At 38.6% G+C, this 18,170-nt stretch carries 14 protein-coding genes; 5 read left to right on the plus strand and 9 right to left on the minus strand.

Annotation, left to right across the window (positions count from 1 at the left end):
- From AAOP42_RS11670 to AAOP42_RS11680, 3 genes are read right to left on the minus strand one after another with little or no spacing between them, the layout of a single operon-like run.
- Positions 1–1,206 (minus strand): Gfo/Idh/MocA family protein, encoded by a 1,206-nt coding sequence (locus tag AAOP42_RS11670; RefSeq protein ID WP_349528693.1) that lies wholly within the window; start codon positions 1,204–1,206, stop codon positions 1–3.
- A gap of 28 nt (positions 1,207–1,234) precedes the next feature.
- A complete protein-coding gene (locus AAOP42_RS11675; protein WP_349528694.1) occupies positions 1,235–2,164 on the minus strand; it encodes a sugar phosphate isomerase/epimerase family protein in 930 nt (309 codons plus the stop codon).
- Complete coding sequence (locus AAOP42_RS11680; protein WP_349528695.1) at positions 2,165–5,065, minus strand: PVC-type heme-binding CxxCH protein; 2,901 nt, start codon at positions 5,063–5,065, stop codon at positions 2,165–2,167.
- 163 nt (positions 5,066–5,228) lie between these two features.
- On the opposite strand from AAOP42_RS11680, the gene AAOP42_RS11685 reads away from it, so the two are divergent.
- Positions 5,229–6,092, plus strand: coding sequence for a sugar phosphate isomerase/epimerase family protein (locus tag AAOP42_RS11685; RefSeq protein ID WP_349528696.1), 864 nt, complete (start codon positions 5,229–5,231; stop codon positions 6,090–6,092).
- Between the two features lie 17 nt (positions 6,093–6,109).
- Positions 6,110–6,985 (plus strand): AraC family transcriptional regulator, encoded by an 876-nt coding sequence (locus AAOP42_RS11690; RefSeq protein ID WP_349528697.1) that lies wholly within the window; start codon positions 6,110–6,112, stop codon positions 6,983–6,985.
- 38 nt (positions 6,986–7,023) lie between these two features.
- Here the strand turns inward: AAOP42_RS11690 and AAOP42_RS11695 are convergent, their stop codons facing one another.
- Positions 7,024–7,851 (minus strand): universal stress protein, encoded by an 828-nt coding sequence (locus tag AAOP42_RS11695; RefSeq protein ID WP_349528698.1) that lies wholly within the window; start codon positions 7,849–7,851, stop codon positions 7,024–7,026.
- A 251-nt stretch (positions 7,852–8,102) separates the two neighbouring features.
- On the opposite strand from AAOP42_RS11695, the gene AAOP42_RS11700 reads away from it, so the two are divergent.
- Together AAOP42_RS11700 and AAOP42_RS11705 are read left to right on the plus strand one after the other, a co-directional pair.
- Entirely contained in the window at positions 8,103–9,452 is a 1,350-nt protein-coding gene (locus AAOP42_RS11700) for a carboxypeptidase-like regulatory domain-containing protein (protein WP_349528699.1), read from the plus strand.
- A 2-nt stretch (positions 9,453–9,454) separates the two neighbouring features.
- On the plus strand, positions 9,455–10,939 hold the full coding sequence (locus tag AAOP42_RS11705) for a TlpA family protein disulfide reductase (protein ID WP_349528700.1): 1,485 nt from the start codon (positions 9,455–9,457) through the stop codon (positions 10,937–10,939).
- A 160-nt stretch (positions 10,940–11,099) separates the two neighbouring features.
- Here AAOP42_RS11705 and AAOP42_RS11710 read toward each other — a convergent pair whose 3' ends face one another.
- A complete protein-coding gene (locus AAOP42_RS11710) occupies positions 11,100–11,231 on the minus strand; it encodes a hypothetical protein (RefSeq protein WP_349528701.1) in 132 nt (43 codons plus the stop codon).
- 83 nt (positions 11,232–11,314) lie between these two features.
- Between AAOP42_RS11710 and AAOP42_RS11715 the strand changes: the two genes are divergently transcribed.
- Positions 11,315–12,190: a DUF2911 domain-containing protein gene (locus AAOP42_RS11715; protein ID WP_349528702.1), complete on the plus strand. Its 876-nt coding sequence runs from the start codon at positions 11,315–11,317 to the stop codon at positions 12,188–12,190.
- 60 nt (positions 12,191–12,250) lie between these two features.
- Here the strand turns inward: AAOP42_RS11715 and trhA are convergent, their stop codons facing one another.
- The 4 genes from trhA to AAOP42_RS11735 form a co-directional block, all read right to left on the minus strand.
- A complete protein-coding gene (gene trhA / locus AAOP42_RS11720; RefSeq protein WP_349528703.1) occupies positions 12,251–12,907 on the minus strand; it encodes a PAQR family membrane homeostasis protein TrhA in 657 nt (218 codons plus the stop codon).
- 469 nt (positions 12,908–13,376) lie between these two features.
- Positions 13,377–16,697, minus strand: a complete 3,321-nt coding sequence (locus AAOP42_RS11725; protein ID WP_349528704.1) for a PVC-type heme-binding CxxCH protein — start codon at positions 16,695–16,697, stop codon at positions 13,377–13,379.
- A gap of 197 nt (positions 16,698–16,894) precedes the next feature.
- Positions 16,895–17,302: a cupin domain-containing protein gene (locus AAOP42_RS11730; protein WP_349528705.1), complete on the minus strand. Its 408-nt coding sequence runs from the start codon at positions 17,300–17,302 to the stop codon at positions 16,895–16,897.
- Between the two features lie 4 nt (positions 17,303–17,306).
- A complete protein-coding gene (locus AAOP42_RS11735) occupies positions 17,307–18,170 on the minus strand; it encodes a phosphoenolpyruvate hydrolase family protein (RefSeq protein WP_349528706.1) in 864 nt (287 codons plus the stop codon).

Genomic DNA, 18,170 nt, shown 5'->3' on the forward strand with positions numbered 1-18,170 from the left:
CTAGTTCTTTTCTATTATTTTCTGAGTCAATACCCCTGTCGCCTTGTGTTTTATGATCACTTTGTCTCTGCCATCAGGCAATTTTTCTTCTTTGATCAGAAAGTGTTGCTCGTCATAGTCTATGAATTGTTGAAGCTTGTCAACATTGGTTTTTCCCCTCCATATTTCTAAGGCGACAGGTTCCCACTGACCTGATTTGATTGACCTGTAACACGCATCCATTATTTCGTTCACAATATATCCGTCATAGAAATCTTCCATTGGCTTCCGACTCTGATCCATAGCATCAAACATATCGGTGAACATGTGAGTATATCCCAGTGCATTCACTTCATCTCCAACCGGAAACAACCACCCCATCTGTTTTTCGGCCTTTTCTGCCACATAGTCTTTCTGACCCTTGTCACTGTACATTTCAAAACCGGTCCTCAAAAAATGATCAAGACGTATATTGCCTTCTGTTCCGGCAACCTCATCCCTCAGATCCATACCACCACGGTAGGTCCAGCTTACTTCAAACTGGCTGATTGCACCATTTTCATATTCAATCAATCCAATGGCATTGTCTTCAGCCGCAATGGGTTTTACCATCGTTGCTGCCCAACACATCACCTTGACTGGTTTGATATCCTTGCCAATGAAGTTCCTGCCGATTTCAATACAATGACAGCCCATATCGATAATAGCACCGCCTCCAGACTGTTCTGCATCCCAGAACCAATCGCTGTGAGGACCGGGATGTGCTTCCCTTGACCGTGTCCAGAGGACTTCACCAATAGCTCCATTTTTTACCGACTCCAAAGATTTTAGTGTTTTGGGTGTGTAAGCCAGGTCTTCAAGATAACCATGGAAAACTCCAGCTTTTTCTACTGTTTCCAATATTTCTTTGGCCTCAGCAGCATTTCTTCCCAGAGGTTTTGTGCATAAAATGTCTTTTCCTGCCTGAGCTGCCAATAAGATGGCTTCCTTGTGCAAATTGTTGGGCAATGCCACCACTACCACATTGCTATCATCATTTTGTATGGCCTTTGCCATATCCGTTTCCCAATTGGGAATATCCCAGGTTTTAGCAAATTCCTTTGCACGGTCTTCTGATCTGGAATAAACCGTTTGAACTCTGTCCCTTCCTCTTTGCTGGTGCAGGGTCATGGTATAAAAGGTGCCAATCAGACCTGAACCCAACATGGTTATTTTATTGCCTTTCATGTTTTGTATATAGCTAAATGTTATAGTTTCAATTGTGTCCAAGCATTTTCTTAGCATACTTCTGCATATACTTTTTCCATGTATCCATTGACTTTTTCAAATGAACATCACTGGGTTGTTTGATCCCATAGGTCTGCAGTCCAACCGGTCCACTAAAGCCCAAATCCAGAAAAGTTTTCAGATAAAGATAGGAATCATAATTTCCATCGCCTAGTGGCTGAATAAATGAATCCCAGATATGGTTGTCGTCTGTAGGCGTAGCTGTAGCCCCGTTAAAACTTATGGCAAATAAATACGGCATAGACTCTTTTGCCAGTTCTGGAAATCTTTTTACAGGATCTATTTTCTCCCTATAAGAATGTGCAAGGAAATGGCAAAGGTTAAAAGTCATACCAAAGTTCCTTCTGTTGACTTTTTCACTCACTCTTATGGCATCTTCGGCACATTCTATCCAGCAATTGATGTGAGGATACAACATGATTTTTACTCCATATCTGGCAGCCTTGTCGGCTATTTCCTGAAAAATAGGTATAGCCATTAAATCATTCTCCTGAGAAGATGGTTTGAATTGCTTGCTCACCACATAAAGCCAAATCATCGTCGGTTTTCCCTCTACCATTTTAAATATGGATTCGATATCCGGATCGAAGGGTTGATCTAGATCATCTAGGTCAACCTTCAAATAATTGGTGTAGATGTTCAATCCTTTACCTTCTACAGCCTCCTGCATCTCCTTATAACCTTCTATTCCCTCTTTTTCCACTCCATCATATCCTAGTTTTCGAAGTAATGTGGCTTGTTGCTCGAACGTATCGAACCCACCACTTTTAACCCCTGAGTTAAATGCAAAAAAAGGGTTTTTAACAACCATTTCCTGTCCGAATACAAGGGTAGTTGCATTCCAGAAAAAGACAAAGAGTAATAAAATCCGCAGTATCAATTGATTTTTTTGTTCCATTTAATTTAGGCTTAATAAATAAGTAGTAATGTCAGCCAATCCTTGTTCGTTAAGGCCTAAAGCAACGGCATCAGGCATGATACTGGTGTCCATTTGCTTCTTGCTTTCTATGTCATTTGATTGAATGACAGTTTGATTTCCTGTCATGTCTTTGATCACGGTAGTTTCCCCTTCGGAAAGCAAAAAACCATAAATAGCCTGTCCACTTTTTGTTTTGACCATCACAGGTTGGTAACCAAAAACAATTGCTGCACTTGGGTTAATAATAGCATCAAGCAATGCTGCCTGATCATATTTCTCACCCACTCCGGATAAATTCGGCCCAATATCCATCCCCTTATCCCCAATTTTGTGACAAGTAATACATTTGGTCATAAAGGCTTTTTCACCTGAAACAATATCACCTTTTAAAGCAGAGATATTAGAAGTCGATAGTTGCTTTCCTCCAGATTTTATAAAATATTCACTGGCCAGAGTACGGATTTCCATTTCAGGATTTTTAAATATTTCAGACGAAATAGCGGCAATCATTTCATTTGAAAGTTGTTTATTGGAAGCTAAGCTGATCAACAAACGGCCTCCAATGACATCTCCAGCCATTTTCTTTCCTGCCTCGATTCTTTCATTATTTGGTGTAGATTCATTCAGCAACTTCTTTTGCAACAACGCTATTTCTTCAGGGACTTCAAAAGTTTCACTTTTCTCCAAACTCTCCCAATCCCATAAAGCAAACCAGTCATTGTTCTTTCTAAAACCAAGCCACCAGTTTGCCAGGTCACTGACTGGAGTTCCTTTTTCCATTTGTCCCAATTCTATCATGGCAGCAACAGCCTCCTTATCGGGAATAAATGCCAGCGCATCCACAGCCATTTTTCTAAGGCTATCCGGTACGTTTTGTGCCATTGCTCGTTCCTTTAATAAAGGAATAGACGACTTTGGGTGCAGTCTCCACACCAACGATGCAAATGCATCAGACCATGCCGATAGCTTCCCTTGGTCAGGCAGTAAGTATTTATAAGCTTGATCCTCCTTACCTTCAAATGCCATTCCCAAAGCCTCAAGGTACCAACGGTCTTTACCATCGTAATTCTGAAATAATTCCTCAATAAAAGGTTCACATTTTTCCCATGGCACATCTCTTAAAGAAATGGCCACTTCCCTTTTGACGGCTACTGACGGATCATCAACAGCTATTTTTGCATATTTCAATAATGACTCTTTTCGATTTTTAAGAGCCCTGTATGCCGTAACTCTTAGCCTGGAATTGGGTTCTATTTTTAAAATATTTTCCACAACAGAAACACCATCATCTCCGAGTTGAGTCAAAAGCCAAATTGCCCTGGCCTGATGGTAAGGATTGTCTGATTTTAATATTTTTTCGACATCTGGCAAGACAGCAGCACCTTGATTTTTGAGTTTTTCAAACCCTAGGTTCCTCACATTGACAGCCGGGTTTAGTAAAGCAGTAATTTGACCTTCTGTAGTATTCAAATCAAGTTTTGGTGGTTTTAGATTCACACCTTTTGGTGTAATCCTGTATATCCTTCCGTACCCAACGCTATCCATCATTTTATGCCCACCTACTACAGGGTCATACCAATCAGAAATGAAAATTGAACCATCAGTTCCCACTGCGGCATCACTTGGCCGAAACCATTTTCTTGTATCTCCATCTACTTCATGCCAAATATATCCCTCAGTTGATTTATTCATTGAGGTCACCAGATTTCGTCTGTTAAGATCAAAACCAGCACCATCCTGTTTTGGTTGATAGGCAAAAACTACATTTCTACCGGCATCTACACTTAGGAGCATTCCCTGAAACTGTGAACCAAAGGCATCTCCTTCATAGACCACTACTCCCGTTGGTGAACCAGCCCCTGTATTGTCGCCAGCTGGTATTACTCCCGGATCATTCTGATGCCAATGGGCTGTAAATATATCCTGATCCGGTTTGCGGTCTGCCTGCCACGTCCTTGAGCCATCCGCATTGAAATATCCGGCATTTCCACCTTCCATTAGCCAGGTGGTACGGCATGTTTCCACCTGATCGTCATTGTCGTTTTGCCACATATTTCCATAAGAATCCAGTGCCAATTCATAGGCATTTCGAAAGTTGTGTCCTACTACCTCTAACCCAGACCCATCGCTACCAATGCGCAAAGCCAAACCTCCAACCCAAATTCGTCCGTCATCACTCACCTGAGCAGGCTCATTACTTTTGTTGTAGGGAGTGCCACCTGTGTACACGCTACCCGAACGCAACATCCAGCCAGATTTATCTGTCACTACATGAGGACCTGCATTTCCCGTATTGAAATACCACTTTCCATCCGGGCCAGCGACAATAGAATGAAGGCTATGATCATGATCGAAACCTCCAAAACCTGTAAGAAACACTTCTCTTTTATCTGGCACGTCATCTCCATTTTCATCGGTATAAACGAATAGAGTAGGTGCACAAGAAACCAATACCTTATTACCAATAACAGCAACCCCCAAAGGTGCCACCAAATCTTTGTCCTGAACGAAGACCTTTGATGAATCACAAATACCATCTCCATTGGTGTCCTCCAAAATCATGACCCTGTCGCCCTTGTCAAATGCCAGGCGATCCTCCGGTTTGTTGTTAAAACCACGATAATTCACGGCCTCCGTTACCCATACCCTGCCCCTGACATCCACATCCAAATTGGTGGGATTGTAAAGGTCGGGAGATTCAGCCCAAAGTGTGGCTTCCCATCCCTCAGGTAAGACAAAACCATTACTGGTTGTAGTTTTAACATCTAACTCAGGAACTTCGTAGGAAGGTTTTCTGGTGTCTTCACAGGAACTCACCAAAATCATTGACGGTAAAATGATTCCGGCCAGCAGTTGAGATAATTGTAGTTTTAAAAACATGTGATTTGTATTTGTCCAACAAATCTCCTTATTATATACCTTATAAAATGATACTATTCTAACTATAAATACAAAATATTTAGCAGTTATGATGTTAACATTTTATTATAATAATTTTGATTTAAATTAGTATTACTTATTCACCATCAAATCTTTCATCACCATGATCTCCAGAAGACATTTATTAAAATCATCAATTGGGTTAATTGGATTAAGCTATATTAACATTTATCAACCCTTTGCTCGGGATAAATCTAACCGACTCAAAATTGGGGCATGTGATTGGTCTATTCATCAGCACAGCAATGTTGATGCAATAAAAACAGGAAAAATGATTGGCCTTGACGGGGTTCAGATTAGTCTCGGGACATTGAAAAATGACATGCATTTAAGGCAAAGGGGAGTACAGGATTTATATAAGAAAGCATCAAAGGAGCATGGAGTAGCTATCGGTGGTATCGCTATTGGCGAAATGAATTCTATCCCATATAAATCGGATTTGCGGGCAGAACAATGGGTCAGTGACAGCATCGATGTAGCTCAAACTATGGGATGTAAGGTTGTGTTAATGGCCTTTTTCAACAATGGAGATCTAAAAGGTGATAAAGAAGGAACTAAAGAAGTAATTAAACGGCTAAAAAAAGTTGCACCAAAGGCAGAGGATAAAGGCATTATTCTGGGTATTGAATCATGGCTGAGTGCTGAAGAGCACATGGAAATCATTGATGCAGTAGGTTCTCCAAATGTAAAAGTGTATTATGATGTAGCCAACTCAAACAAAATGGGATATAACATCTATGAAGAAATCAGGTGGCTGGGAAAAGACAATATCTGTGAGTTTCACGCCAAAGAAAACGGATTTCTTCTTGGTAAAGGGCTAGTCGATTTTAAAGAAGTGCGCAAGGCGATAGATGACATTGGGTTTGAAGGATGGGTGATGATCGAGGGTGCTGTGCCCAAAGGTGACGACATGTTTGAGAGCTATGTACTCAATAATAAATATCTAAGATCGGTTTTAAACAGTTAGTTTTCTTCTCATTCCACATGAAACCAATACTGGAAAAATTAACCTTAGAACCGAAGTTTTCATTCGTGGTACTCAAAGATGTATTGCCATACTACCTTACTCCCTGGCATTACCATCCTGAGTACGAACTGGTGCTGGTAGTAAAAAGTACTGGCCAACGGATTGTTGGAGATAAAATCGAAAATTTTACGGATGGAGATTTGGTTTTGATGGGACCGAATTTACCCCATGTGTATAACAATGACAGCCAATACTACGAGGGAAATGATGACCTCAAGGCAGAAGCCATTGTCATCCATTTTACAGAAGACTCTTTAGGTAATGGTTTCTTTGATCTGCCGGAAATGGCGTTGGTAAAACAGTTGTTGAAAACATCTGAGCGTGGAATGAAAATTGAAGGCAAAACCCGTGAAATAGTGGAATCCAAGATGCACTCCATACTTTCAAAAAAAGGCTCATCCAGAATTATTGAACTACTCTCTATTCTTGATATCCTTTCAGCTACAAAAGAATACCGACTGTTGGCTAGTCCGGGGTTTATGATGAAAAACAATACTTCGGGCACAGAAAGGATTACCAAAGTCCATGAGTATATCATGATGAATTTTAAAAAAGACATTACCTTGGATGAGGTGGCAGGAATTGCCAATATGGTTCCTAATTCTTTTTGCAGGTTGTTTAAGTCTTGCACAAGGAAAACATTTTCCTCTTTCCTCAATGAAATCCGAATTGGTTATGCCTGTAAGCTTATTTCTGAAGAAAGACAAAACATAGCCGAAATCTGCTATTCAAGTGGATTCAACAACCTGTCAAATTTCAACAGACAGTTTAAGAAAATCACCCAGAAATCACCTTTGCAGTATAAGAGGGAATATCAATCAACTATGGACTAACACTGAACGAACCAAAAAACTCAGTTGTTTTATACTTTTCAATACTTCTCTTTTTTATAAACCAGCAAAGGAAAATCCATCAGGTAAGAAAGTTCTTTGGTCACACTCTTATGGAAAAGCCTGTCTATAATATTTCTTTTTTCCATCAAAATAGTTAAAACATCACTTTTCTCCTCCATCATATAAGTATCTATTCCCAGAGTAATATTTTCACTGTAAGTCTTTTTCTCAAAAGTAATATTTTCACAATTAACAAAGCCTTCCAACTCTTCCCTGAAATGAGACAAAAGTGCCTCTTCAATCAAATTGTTCCTCTTGGACAAATGTAGAATAGTAATATCGGAATTGAACGGAGAAGAAAACTTAACCAATTCACCTATGGCAATTTTGTCCTCTTCCTGATAACTGGTAGCGTACACAATCTTTTTCAGTCCATTAAAAGTTGCTTTTTTGGGAACAGCCAAAATTGGAATATCCAGATTATCAAGCAATTTAATGGTGTTACTGCCAGCCATCATATCAAAAACATCACTCACTCCTTTTGTCCCAATAACAATCAGGTCAATTTTCTTTGCTGCAATGAAATTCTGAACAGAAGATAAAAAATTGCCACTAATCACGTGCGAGCTGGTAGAAAAATTATCGTTCTTTATTTCATCACATATTACTCCAAGTCTTGCTTTAAACTCCTCTTCATATTCTTCATAATTTTTAACCCCTTCGGTCAAATGCTCATTGTAATACTCTTCGGTGAAAACATAAATCAATGACAGGTCAGCTTTATGCCGCTCTGCAATGGACACAGCATATTCAAGAGCATTCAATGATGTTTCAGAAAAATCTATCGGACAAAGTATATGGTTCATGGGCTGGTTTTAAATTCTCACTCTAAATTAATCCTCTTTGAACAAAGATTAAAATTTGTCACTATTGATTTCTTACGATTTGCTTACATTTTCATTTCCATTCAAATAAAATCGCCAGAATAAGGCTACATCAGATGTGGACTTACGACAAAAAACCGAATAGTAAGTTAAGCTCGAAAGCATGATTTTGAAGCGAACAATTATCCTATACAAATGACGTTTCTTGTTTATTAAAACCGTCAAAATACTTGATGAAAGTTAAATACCATTGTACAAATGAGATTAGAAACAACTTTTTTAAAAAATTAATATCATCAAAAATGAAGCTGTCAATTCTTTTAGTATTGATATTTTGGAACTATTGTGTACATGCTCAAGTAAGACAAAGTATCTCGGGTCATGTAAGATCCACGCATTCAGAAAGGCCAATTTCTGGTGCTCATTGCTATTTAAAAAATAACGAGCATATCGGTAGTATAACTGATAGTTTAGGTTTTTTTCATTTGAGTTTTTCGAAAACCTTACTATATGATACTTTAATTATATCTCGTATCGGTTTTGCAAAAAAGGAAGTACCTCCTTCATTTTACAACTATACATTTGACACACTCAGTTTCCATTTGGATCAACAATCCATTGTCCTTAATGAAATTTTAGTTGAGTCTCAGGGTTATGACCTAAAAGGCTTTGTACTATCGGCTATCGCCAGCATTCCAAAAAATTATCCCAATAAAGCACATCAATTAAAAGGATTGTATAGGAAAGTTTCTACTCAGGGTAAACAATACACTCGTCTTGAGGAGGCTGCAATAGCTTTAGATGATTATAATTACAAAACTCCATCTGAAGCTATCAGAATAACGACTGAATCCTTCAGACAAACAAAAGACTGGGGTGAAATAGATACAATGGCATTAAATATCTTTGATAAAACCAATAGAGGTATTTCTCAAAAACTTAATAAAGCTAGTAACCCCCTCAATAAACTGTATTTAAGTAATTTCATCCGTAATTATAGTAGAGAAAACGCTTTCTTTAATATCGAAAATATGAAAAAAAACATAGACCATTATCGCTTTGAGTTAATGGATATATCTATTTCAAAAGGCGATACTATCTATCAAATAGCTATTAGGTGGGAGCCAACTCTCCCTATAAAAAGACCTTCTGGGAAAACTTATTTAAAAATCAATACGAATGACATGGCGATTGTCGAAATGCAATTCTCTAAGGGTTTTGAAAACCAACCTTTAATAAGTCAGGAACATGTAAAATTTGAAAAGCAATATGGAAGGTATTACCCTAAGTATATTAAAAGTTTTAGTTATCTCTTTATCAATCAAGATTTTGACGATGAGGAGTATGATATTCATACTTTTTGGTTTGATAAGGTGAACATCAAAAAATTTAAAAAGATCAAATCGAAAGACGAAAACGATCGCAATGATCCAACAAGTTATAAACGCTCTACCTTAGATCTTGATTTTTGGTATCGTTCGCCTTTAATCAAGAAACACCCATTAAACCAAGGCGTAAGAACCGACATTGAAAAACACCAACCTCTGGAAGATCAATTTCGAGAAAATAAACCTGATCAATAAATATGACAAGCATTGCGAAGATAATACGGCACTTTTTTACCTTAGCTTTATTGATCGGTTTATTAAGTGGGTGTTCAGAAGAAAACCTCCCCTTATCAAATAAAGTCATTTTAATATTTCAAAACGTCAAAAATGAATCAACATTCTCGGATCAAAGATCATCTATAAAGTATATGGATGATCAGATGATACCACATGTCATAAATCCATTTGGGGAACAAAAACGCGTGATTTACACCTCTAGAAAACATTTAGATATTGCCTATCAAGATAAAGAAAAAGTTATACGACATTTTCTCTTAAAAAATGGGGATAGTGTACTTATAGAATTGAAAGGCAAATGGCCTGTTGTTGAAATATTGAATCGTAAGGCTAATAAATATGAAAGCAATTTTGAGAACAACAAACAACTGGATATATATGGAGATAAACCCTCGTCACTTGAAAGCTACTATTACTATTGGCAAACAGCAAACAATGGAATTAATCCCATATTTGGTAACATCATATCGGAAGAACTGCAAACTTTAAAGAAGAAGGCCTTTATTGAGATTAAAAAAGAACATACTTATATAGACTCCCTAGCAACGTTTGAAATTATTAATAACGAGATTGCTGATTTTTATCAAATGAAAAATCAATTTTCATTTGATAAATTGAAATTGTATGAGTCTGATAAGGTTAACTTTTCCAAAACTGAAGGCGTTGAAGCTATAACATCCAAGATTAGTAACGCCTCATCAGATTCTACTTCTGATTTTTCTTTTTATACATTTCATGATGATTTCATAACCCAGTATTATCAAGATTATGTATTTGATGCTATTACTAGTAATACAGATTTCACTTCTGTGTTGAATCAGAATCATTACAACAAGACTTTTAATAAACATCTGCTGTTTAAACATGTAGAGCAATTGCTAAAATCTTCATCCGTGGAACAAGGAAGAGACGCTCTTGATTTATTTCTAAAAGACTCAATAAACCGCAATTGGTCAAACTATTTATATTCAAAATACAACCTTGATCAGAGTTTTAATACTCATTGGCTAATCTCTGACAATCTAAATAGAACATATAATTTTGAAAGCCTCTTGCTGGAAAACAAAGGAAATCTAATCTACATCGATCTTTGGGCGAGTTGGTGTTTAAAAAGCATAAAAGAAATGCCCGCTTTAGATAATCTTATAGAGGATTATGCAACAAGGAAAGTTGTTTCAATTCACATTTCAGTTGACACTGATAAAGAAAAATGGAAATGGGCTGAAAATAAATATCTTCGTTTCAATCAATTGAATAGTTATAAACTTGATAGCCTTGATCTTCCTATTCTACAGAAAACATTTAATGTGGATTTTATCCCCAGATATTTGTTATTCGATCAGAAAGGAAATCTTATTCACGGAAATGCTCCAAAACCAAGTAGTGAAGAATTAAGAATTCTTTTAGATTCTTATTTAGAAGTCAGCATTAAAGTTGAAAATTGATTTTTCAATATACAGTAATGCTTGAAGGTTGAGGAATACCAAATTAGAGATTGAATGTAAACAGGACAACCTAAATCTTTGAAATGGGTATTGAGAAAATTTAAACGTAAACGCACCCCTGTCGGACACATAATTACGTTCGTTTTTTCCATTATTAATGTCATTGTACCCCGCCTTTTGTAACCTGGCTGTCAATATTGGTTACAAGAACTTTTCCTATCAAGTCCTTCGCTATTTCTACTACATTGTCATTGTAAAAATATCCCCTGCTAAGTTTTATTTCTGTTACCATCTGAAATCAAATCATTTTTAATAACTACTCCGGGGAGAAGCCGTATAAGTATCACGTAATTTAAAAACCAAACATTTAATCAAATGAAGAAAACAAAACTAATGAAGATCAACCTTGCTATTGCCCTCATGTTATTCAGTTTTAGCTCGATCGCACAAATCACTATACCTGCTCCCAGCCCGGCTGGATTAGTTTCGGGGAAAGTAGGACTTACCGACATTGAAATCAAGTACTCAAGACCTCAGACCAAAGGAAGAAAAATATTCGGAAATGGAGACGACTTTTTACTTCCTTATGGAGTGATGTGGCGTGCTGGTGCCAATGCCGGAACCATAGTGAAATTTAGTGATGACGTGAAAATAGGAAATGAAAGCCTGGCAGCAGGCGAATATTTACTATTGGCAACTCCGGGAAAAGATGAATGGACAGTCTATTTCTATACCGATATATCTATGGGAGGAAACTTATCTGCCTATGATGAAGCTAAAACGGCACTAAAGGCATCAGTAAAGCCCACAAAGCTTACAGAGGCAGTAAGTACTCTAACCTACAACATCAGTGACATCAGCGATGACAGCCAGTCAGCTTTTATTCAAATGGCTTGGGAAAATACTTCCGTAAAAATTCCTGTAACAGTTTCTTTTGATGATCAGGTGATGAAAGCTATTGCTAAAGGAACCAAAGTGAATGTAGCAAACTATGCTTCTGCAGCCAACTACTACCTGACTACCGGAAAGGATTTAAAACAAGCTCTTGAATGGATGAACCTGTACCTTGCTGAAGGTCAGAACGCAAATCAATTCTGGCATGTACATACCAAAGCCTTAATACAAGCCAAATTGGGAGATAAAAAAGGTGCGAAAGAAACTGCTAAAAAATCAATGGAATTGGCTAAAAAGTCTCCACAGGGAGATTTTGGGTATATCAAAAGAAATGAAGATTTGATTGCCGGACTATAATGAAAGAGACTTAATTTATAGAAAACACAAAGCTGAAGGGTTAATTCTCTTCAGCTTTTTTTATCTAAAAATATACATCACCATCATCAAGAAATGTAAAATACTGCCAGCCATCACGAACAAATGCCAAATAAAATGAGCCAGTTTCATCCTGTAGTCAATAATGTAAAAAACGATTCCGATGGTATAGGCCAAACCTCCAGAAGCCAACAGCCAAAATGCCGATTCTGGCAAAAGTAATTTTACAAGATTTATTTTAAAAATCACAATCCAACCCATTACAGCATACATCAAAGTGGATAGCAAATTGTATCTACCTGTAAAGAAAACCTTCAACAGAATACCCACAAGTGCCATTCCCCATTGTACAGCGAAAAATATCCATCCCAAAGTACCACCGATGGTAATAAGCAGAACTGGCGTATAAGTACCTGCTATCAACAAATAAATGCCACAATGATCCAGGATATTGAATATACGTTTGGCCTTCTTGTGTCGCAAGCCATGATAGATGGCAGAAAAAGTATATAACAATACCAGGCTGGTTCCATAAAACAAGGCACTAAACAAGCTCCATTCTTTGTCACTTTTTGCACCAAATACTATCAAAACCACCAACCCTCCTATAGCACACAGACCTGTGATGCCATGCGACATCAGGTTAAACCACTCTTCAAGTTTGGATTGTTCTTTGAACCTTTCGGTGTTTTTTATCATTCTATGTCAAAGTTGAGCTTGATATAAATTCCGTCTTGAGCTGCCTTATATTTTTGTCTGAAACGATAATGCGTGTATTTTCCAAGTAAAAGATACAAAACTATAGAAGTCAGTAGTTATCTACATATAGAAATATAAGTTTAACTTTATTGAATGGATATAATCAACTACCCCGAGGCAGAGCCATCGGGGTATTAAGCGGAGTATTTTTATTTTATGAAAAACCTACCGTTTTTCAATCTTTTCCGTTTTCACCTTGGGGCAGAGCCCAGAGGAATTTTATAGATTAAAAGGACAGAACTTTCCGAAGTTTTCCAGACGGTTCAGAACTGATCATGATTGTAGTTTTTAGCCAAATATTTCACGTCACTTCTGTAGAAATCTCCTAGAACCACCCTTATAATACTATTTCACAGTAGATAAAAAACACCAACACATACAAAATATTCATGTGTTGACAATCATTATCCTACTTCACCCACTGCAAGCTGTTCTTCAATATGGTCTGATAAGCTTTTAAATCATGTGCACGCTCATCATGGCCTAAAGTGTTGCCTATAATTTTGGCTTTAGGGTGTTTTACAGTCCACACCACAGGAAATTCTTCTCCTGACTCAAGTCCTTTGCCGATTGCCAGCACTTCTATATCAACAGCCTCAGGATCTTTTTTCCATCTGTACAGTTCATCGGTAATCCTAAATCTCGAAGGAACACCTTTCATAATCGGATGGTTCGGCTTAAGCACTCTCACTTCAAACTCTTGTAGTTTTTCGTGAGACTCAGAGCCTCCTCCTACCAGTTGTTTGTTGTACTCCGGCCAGTCTCTCCAGTTGTACCAGGTACTTGGGTGAAAGATCAGCATGCTTTTTCCTGCATCTACATGTGAGAATATTTTCTCACGGGTTTTATCGTCAATTGGTTTGTTGTTACAGATGTAAAGAATATCCGTCTCATCCAGCCATTCTCCAAATTGAGTGGAGCTCTCGGTATAAGTAACAGTCGTTTTACCTCCCTCACTCAATAATTTCCCATCCTGTACACCAAAGTATTTCAAAAACTCATGTGAGCCTCCTCCGCCCATCATGGACACCCTTTTTGCGTTTGGATCTTTAGAAATATAAGTACCGGGAGCAGTAACGATGATCTCGCCTTGCATCATAGTCCAATGGCCAGGGAAAGTACAGACATAAGGATATCGTCCTGGCTGGTCAGGAATTTTGAAGAGAATTGAACCTTTATTGCCCGATTCAATCATCTCAGTAGCTGCTAATACATATCTTGATTTCGGTACATATCCGGATTTTGCGGCTTCAGGATTGGTCACAAAACTATCAACCATTTTGCCAAATGCAGCCAGACTACCGGGACGGATCACCACCAGATTGTGGGGCATCTGATCTACATTGTTCAAAGTAATTTCAACTGTCTGTCCGGCTGTGGCATACAGTACTTTTTTGTCAAATGCCATTTCCTGATTCACAGTATTCAGGCTCAATCTTAGGTCAGCTTTCAGTTTCCCAATTTTGCCTATGCCCGCATCAATGTATCGCTCTCCACCTCCGTCATGACAATGAACAGCTATTATATTTTTTCCCGCTTTGAACAGATTGCCCAATTCAGCATCCAGTTTCACAAACTTGTAGGGTTTGCTTACTCCTCCTTCTGAAATCAACAACTGACCATTTACATAAACGTCGTAACCATCATCGTGCATTACTTTCAATACCGGATCAACTATCGCTGCATCAAGTGTTACTTCTCTTCTCAGCCAAATATCCGATTTATTCCATGGCGTTCTAACGCCAAACGTTTCTTTTCCACCAAAAGGTGACCTTCCGTTTTGCCATGAGGAATCATCAAAATCTACCGCATACCAATCATCTGCTGGTTGTCCCTCAGTATATTGCCATTTAACCTTTGCTTCTTCAGCCGACGGAATCAGCATATCTACAGAGGCGGCATCTACAGTTTCATAGTTGAGCTCGCGATAGTAAATCTTAATCGCCGCTTTCAACCATTTATCAGCAATGTTTGCAGGATTATCGACAGCCACTGCTATGGCTTTAGAAAGTTGGTCTGTTTCCGGAAGTTCCCCGGCACGTAGTATAGCCGCCAACCTGATATGCAAATTAGCATCCTGAATCAACGTAGATTTTGCCAATTCCTCACTTCCAGTTTCTGAATTGGGAAGCAACGATAGTGCAGCTCTTTTCACTGCAGGATATTTACTGGATAAAGCTTCAATCGCAGCACTGCCCGCTTCCATATTAGCACCGTCCAAAGCCCCTAAGCCTTTCAATGCCCATAGAGCATGTGCTCCACTAAATTCGTTTTTATCACTGCCCGCCAATTCGATTAATTTCGGAATCAAATCTGTTTTGTTTCCCTCCACAATCAGACGTTGGGCTGTAATGCGCCAAAACATATTGTCACTTTCAAGCCCTTCTATCAATGCCTCATTGTCATTTGGATCAATTTCGGTAATATCCGAATCATCACCATCTTCATGTCTGATGATATAAATCCTTCCATGTCCTTTATCCCGAAGTGGATTGAGATGTGCATTTCCTTCTCCTTTGTCAGCATTCCAAATCTGATTTTCCATTCCCCTTTTATCAGGATTGTGCTGGATTACCGGGTTGTACCAGTCGGCAATCCAAAGATTTCCATCAGGACCTGTTTCAGCAAATACAGGAGCAGTCCATGCATCAGTACTTGCGAAAATATTGCCTCCATCTACTTCTTTAAACCCTGCACCACTTTCTTCAATTCTTGCAAGGTGCACCAAATGTCCGGTTGGCTCACTGACATACATTTGGTTTTGGTATTCCTTAGGATAATTTCTTGCGGTATAAAAATTCGCACCTGCTGCTGCAGTATATCCACCCCTCACATCTACCTGTTGCAATGGTATCGTATCAACAGGTGTAATATTATAATGCCCCTGAATAAAATCTGCATTGATCGCCCATGTAGGCCTTTTAGATAAGTAATCATAATGTCTTAAAGGAATACCGACATAACACGCATGGTTGTTGTTGGCAGTTGATCCAAATATTTCAAAATCTTCTCTGATACCCAGCCCCCAGGTGTTGTTGTTGAAACGACCTACCGGCTCAAAAAACTTTCCATCCTTTGAGAATTTGTAAACCCCCATTTTAAATTCCACACTTTTTCCTTCGAATTGATTTTCGAACCCGGAATATCCCACCGAACCCCAAATCAAATTGTCCTGACCATAGCGAAGTGATGAAGGACCGGCATGTGTATCGAACGTACCAAATCCACCGAAAAGTACAGTACTTTTATCCATTTTATCATCTCCATTAGTATCTTCCAGAAATACTATGTCAGGAGCTTGAGCCACAATCACCCCACCTTTTACTTTGACTATACCAGTAGATAAGCTTTGCTTAGTAGCATAATCAATAAATTTATCTGCTTTACCATCACCATTGGTGTCTTCACAAATCGTAATGCGATCCCCACCTACATCATTATTCAATCCATGAGGGTAATCCTGAGACTGAACCACCCAAAGCCTGCCTCTTTCATCCCATGTAAAGGCGATAGGGTTGATTATCTCCGGTTCAGATGCAAAGAGTACTGTTTCAAAACCATCAGGAACCTGTATGTGTTTTTGGGATGCTTCAGGGCTAAGTGGATTTTGTACTCTTGGCTTTACACCTGTATAAGTTAACTCAGGTAATTTCTCCATGTCGCTCGTACATGCCAATAAGAAAGTCAAACAACAAAAAGCAATTGAGGATTTAATAATCGGGTAATTCATTTGTACTAGGGGTTTAGTTTAATCAATACTTGAAGAGACTGTTTCAAAAGGATTAAACAGTTGCCGGATTTATTCCGGCATCCCTTTGCGAACACATCAATAATTATTTCTCGAACAGATTCCTGAATACCTGCCTGAACGACAATCAGGAATCTGGGGATTCTCTACATTATAAAATAGCCTCTTATTTTTCTTTATTATTTTTTTCTATATTCAGAATAAGGCAAAGTATCAGATACATCTATGGTGCCTGCTTCCCAACCTGTGGCCGGAGATAATACTGCTAAAAACTCAAGTTCATCCTCTCCTGCATTAAAGGTAGCATGAACTATTGCAGGATCAATATAGACAGAATCTCCCGGCTTCAGTATTTGTTTTTCGTTTTCTATCCATTGTTCTGCTGTGCCTTTTAGTACATAAAGTATTTCATTCATTTCCGGATGGTGATGAAAATCATGCCCTCCTCCTACAGGCACAGTTACCTTCACCATGTAAGTACCAGCTTGTTTGCTAATCTCAGCATTGTAGTGCCAGTGATGGTTTCTTCCCAATACCATTTCCTGCACACATTCTTCTTCCTTTGTGAATTTCCAATACTTACCCATAAGCTTACTTGTTATAGGTCAATGCCTTGAATCTTCTGGTCAAATCGGTCAGCGATTGCTCCACTCCCATTCTTTCCAAAGACGAAGCGCCTACAAAACCGTGAACATCCGTTTTGTCCATTACTATTCGTACATCTTCAGGAGTATTGATGGGGCCACCATGAGCCAAGAAGAAAGTATCAGGATTAGATTTTTTTACCGCATCAATGATCACCTGAGTTCGCTCAAGAGCGTCATCCATAGAACAAGTAGCTCCTTCCACACCGATAGAACCTCCAACAGTAGTTCCCACGTGAGCTATTATTGCATCTGCTCCTACATCCGCCATTTGCACTGCTTCTTCTGGTTTTGCTACATAGACCACTGAAAACATGTCCATCTTGGTAGCCAAGCGTACCATTTCTACTTCCTTTTGGAAACTCATTCCTGTTTCCTCCAATACATTTCTAAAATGTCCGTCAATAATAGAATGTGTAGGAAAATTGTTTACTCCTGAAAATCCCATATCCTTTACTTTCAGCAACCAATGCCACATCCTTCTGCGTGGATCTGTGCCATGCACACCACAGATCACAGGAATTTCTTCTACCACCGGCAGTACTTCATATTCACCGATTTCCATAGCTACGGCATTGGCATCTCCATAAGCCATCATACCTGCCGTGGAACCATGACCAGCCATTCTGAATCGACCTGAATTGTACACAATGATCAGGTCAGCTCCTCCCTTTTCGATAAACTTAGCACTGATTCCTGTACCAGCACCTGCAGCTATTATTGCTTCCTTTTTATCTACAGTAATTTGTAAACGATCTCTAACTTCTTGTTTTGTGTAGGGATTTCCTTTCCCCGTCCATGGATTTGGCAT

Origin of the sequence: Reichenbachiella sp. MALMAid0571 (assembly GCF_040151475.1) — a bacterium.
Classification (GTDB): domain Bacteria; phylum Bacteroidota; class Bacteroidia; order Cytophagales; family Cyclobacteriaceae; genus CAXBNB01.

Excerpts from the sequence above, each read along its gene's own strand:
- AAOP42_RS11670 (WP_349528693.1), bottom strand. The coding sequence starts at position 1,206 with ATGAAAGGCAATAAAATAACCATGTTGGGTTCAGGTCTGATTGGCACC.
- AAOP42_RS11675 (WP_349528694.1), bottom strand. The coding sequence starts at position 2,164 with ATGGAACAAAAAAATCAATTGATACTGCGGATTTTATTACTCTTTGTC.
- AAOP42_RS11680 (WP_349528695.1), bottom strand. The coding sequence starts at position 5,065 with ATGTTTTTAAAACTACAATTATCTCAACTGCTGGCCGGAATCATTTTA.
- AAOP42_RS11685 (WP_349528696.1), top strand. The coding sequence starts at position 5,229 with ATGATCTCCAGAAGACATTTATTAAAATCATCAATTGGGTTAATTGGA.
- AAOP42_RS11690 (WP_349528697.1), top strand. The coding sequence starts at position 6,110 with ATGAAACCAATACTGGAAAAATTAACCTTAGAACCGAAGTTTTCATTC.
- AAOP42_RS11695 (WP_349528698.1), bottom strand. The coding sequence starts at position 7,851 with ATGAACCATATACTTTGTCCGATAGATTTTTCTGAAACATCATTGAAT.
- AAOP42_RS11700 (WP_349528699.1), top strand. The coding sequence starts at position 8,103 with ATGAAAGTTAAATACCATTGTACAAATGAGATTAGAAACAACTTTTTT.
- AAOP42_RS11705 (WP_349528700.1), top strand. The coding sequence starts at position 9,455 with ATGACAAGCATTGCGAAGATAATACGGCACTTTTTTACCTTAGCTTTA.
- AAOP42_RS11710 (WP_349528701.1), bottom strand. The coding sequence starts at position 11,231 with ATGGTAACAGAAATAAAACTTAGCAGGGGATATTTTTACAATGACAAT.
- AAOP42_RS11715 (WP_349528702.1), top strand. The coding sequence starts at position 11,315 with ATGAAGAAAACAAAACTAATGAAGATCAACCTTGCTATTGCCCTCATG.
- trhA (WP_349528703.1), bottom strand. The coding sequence starts at position 12,907 with ATGATAAAAAACACCGAAAGGTTCAAAGAACAATCCAAACTTGAAGAG.
- AAOP42_RS11725 (WP_349528704.1), bottom strand. The coding sequence starts at position 16,697 with ATGAATTACCCGATTATTAAATCCTCAATTGCTTTTTGTTGTTTGACT.
- AAOP42_RS11730 (WP_349528705.1), bottom strand. The coding sequence starts at position 17,302 with ATGGGTAAGTATTGGAAATTCACAAAGGAAGAAGAATGTGTGCAGGAA.
- AAOP42_RS11735 (WP_349528706.1), bottom strand. The coding sequence starts at position 18,170 with ATGCCAAATCCATGGACGGGGAAAGGAAATCCCTACACAAAACAAGAA.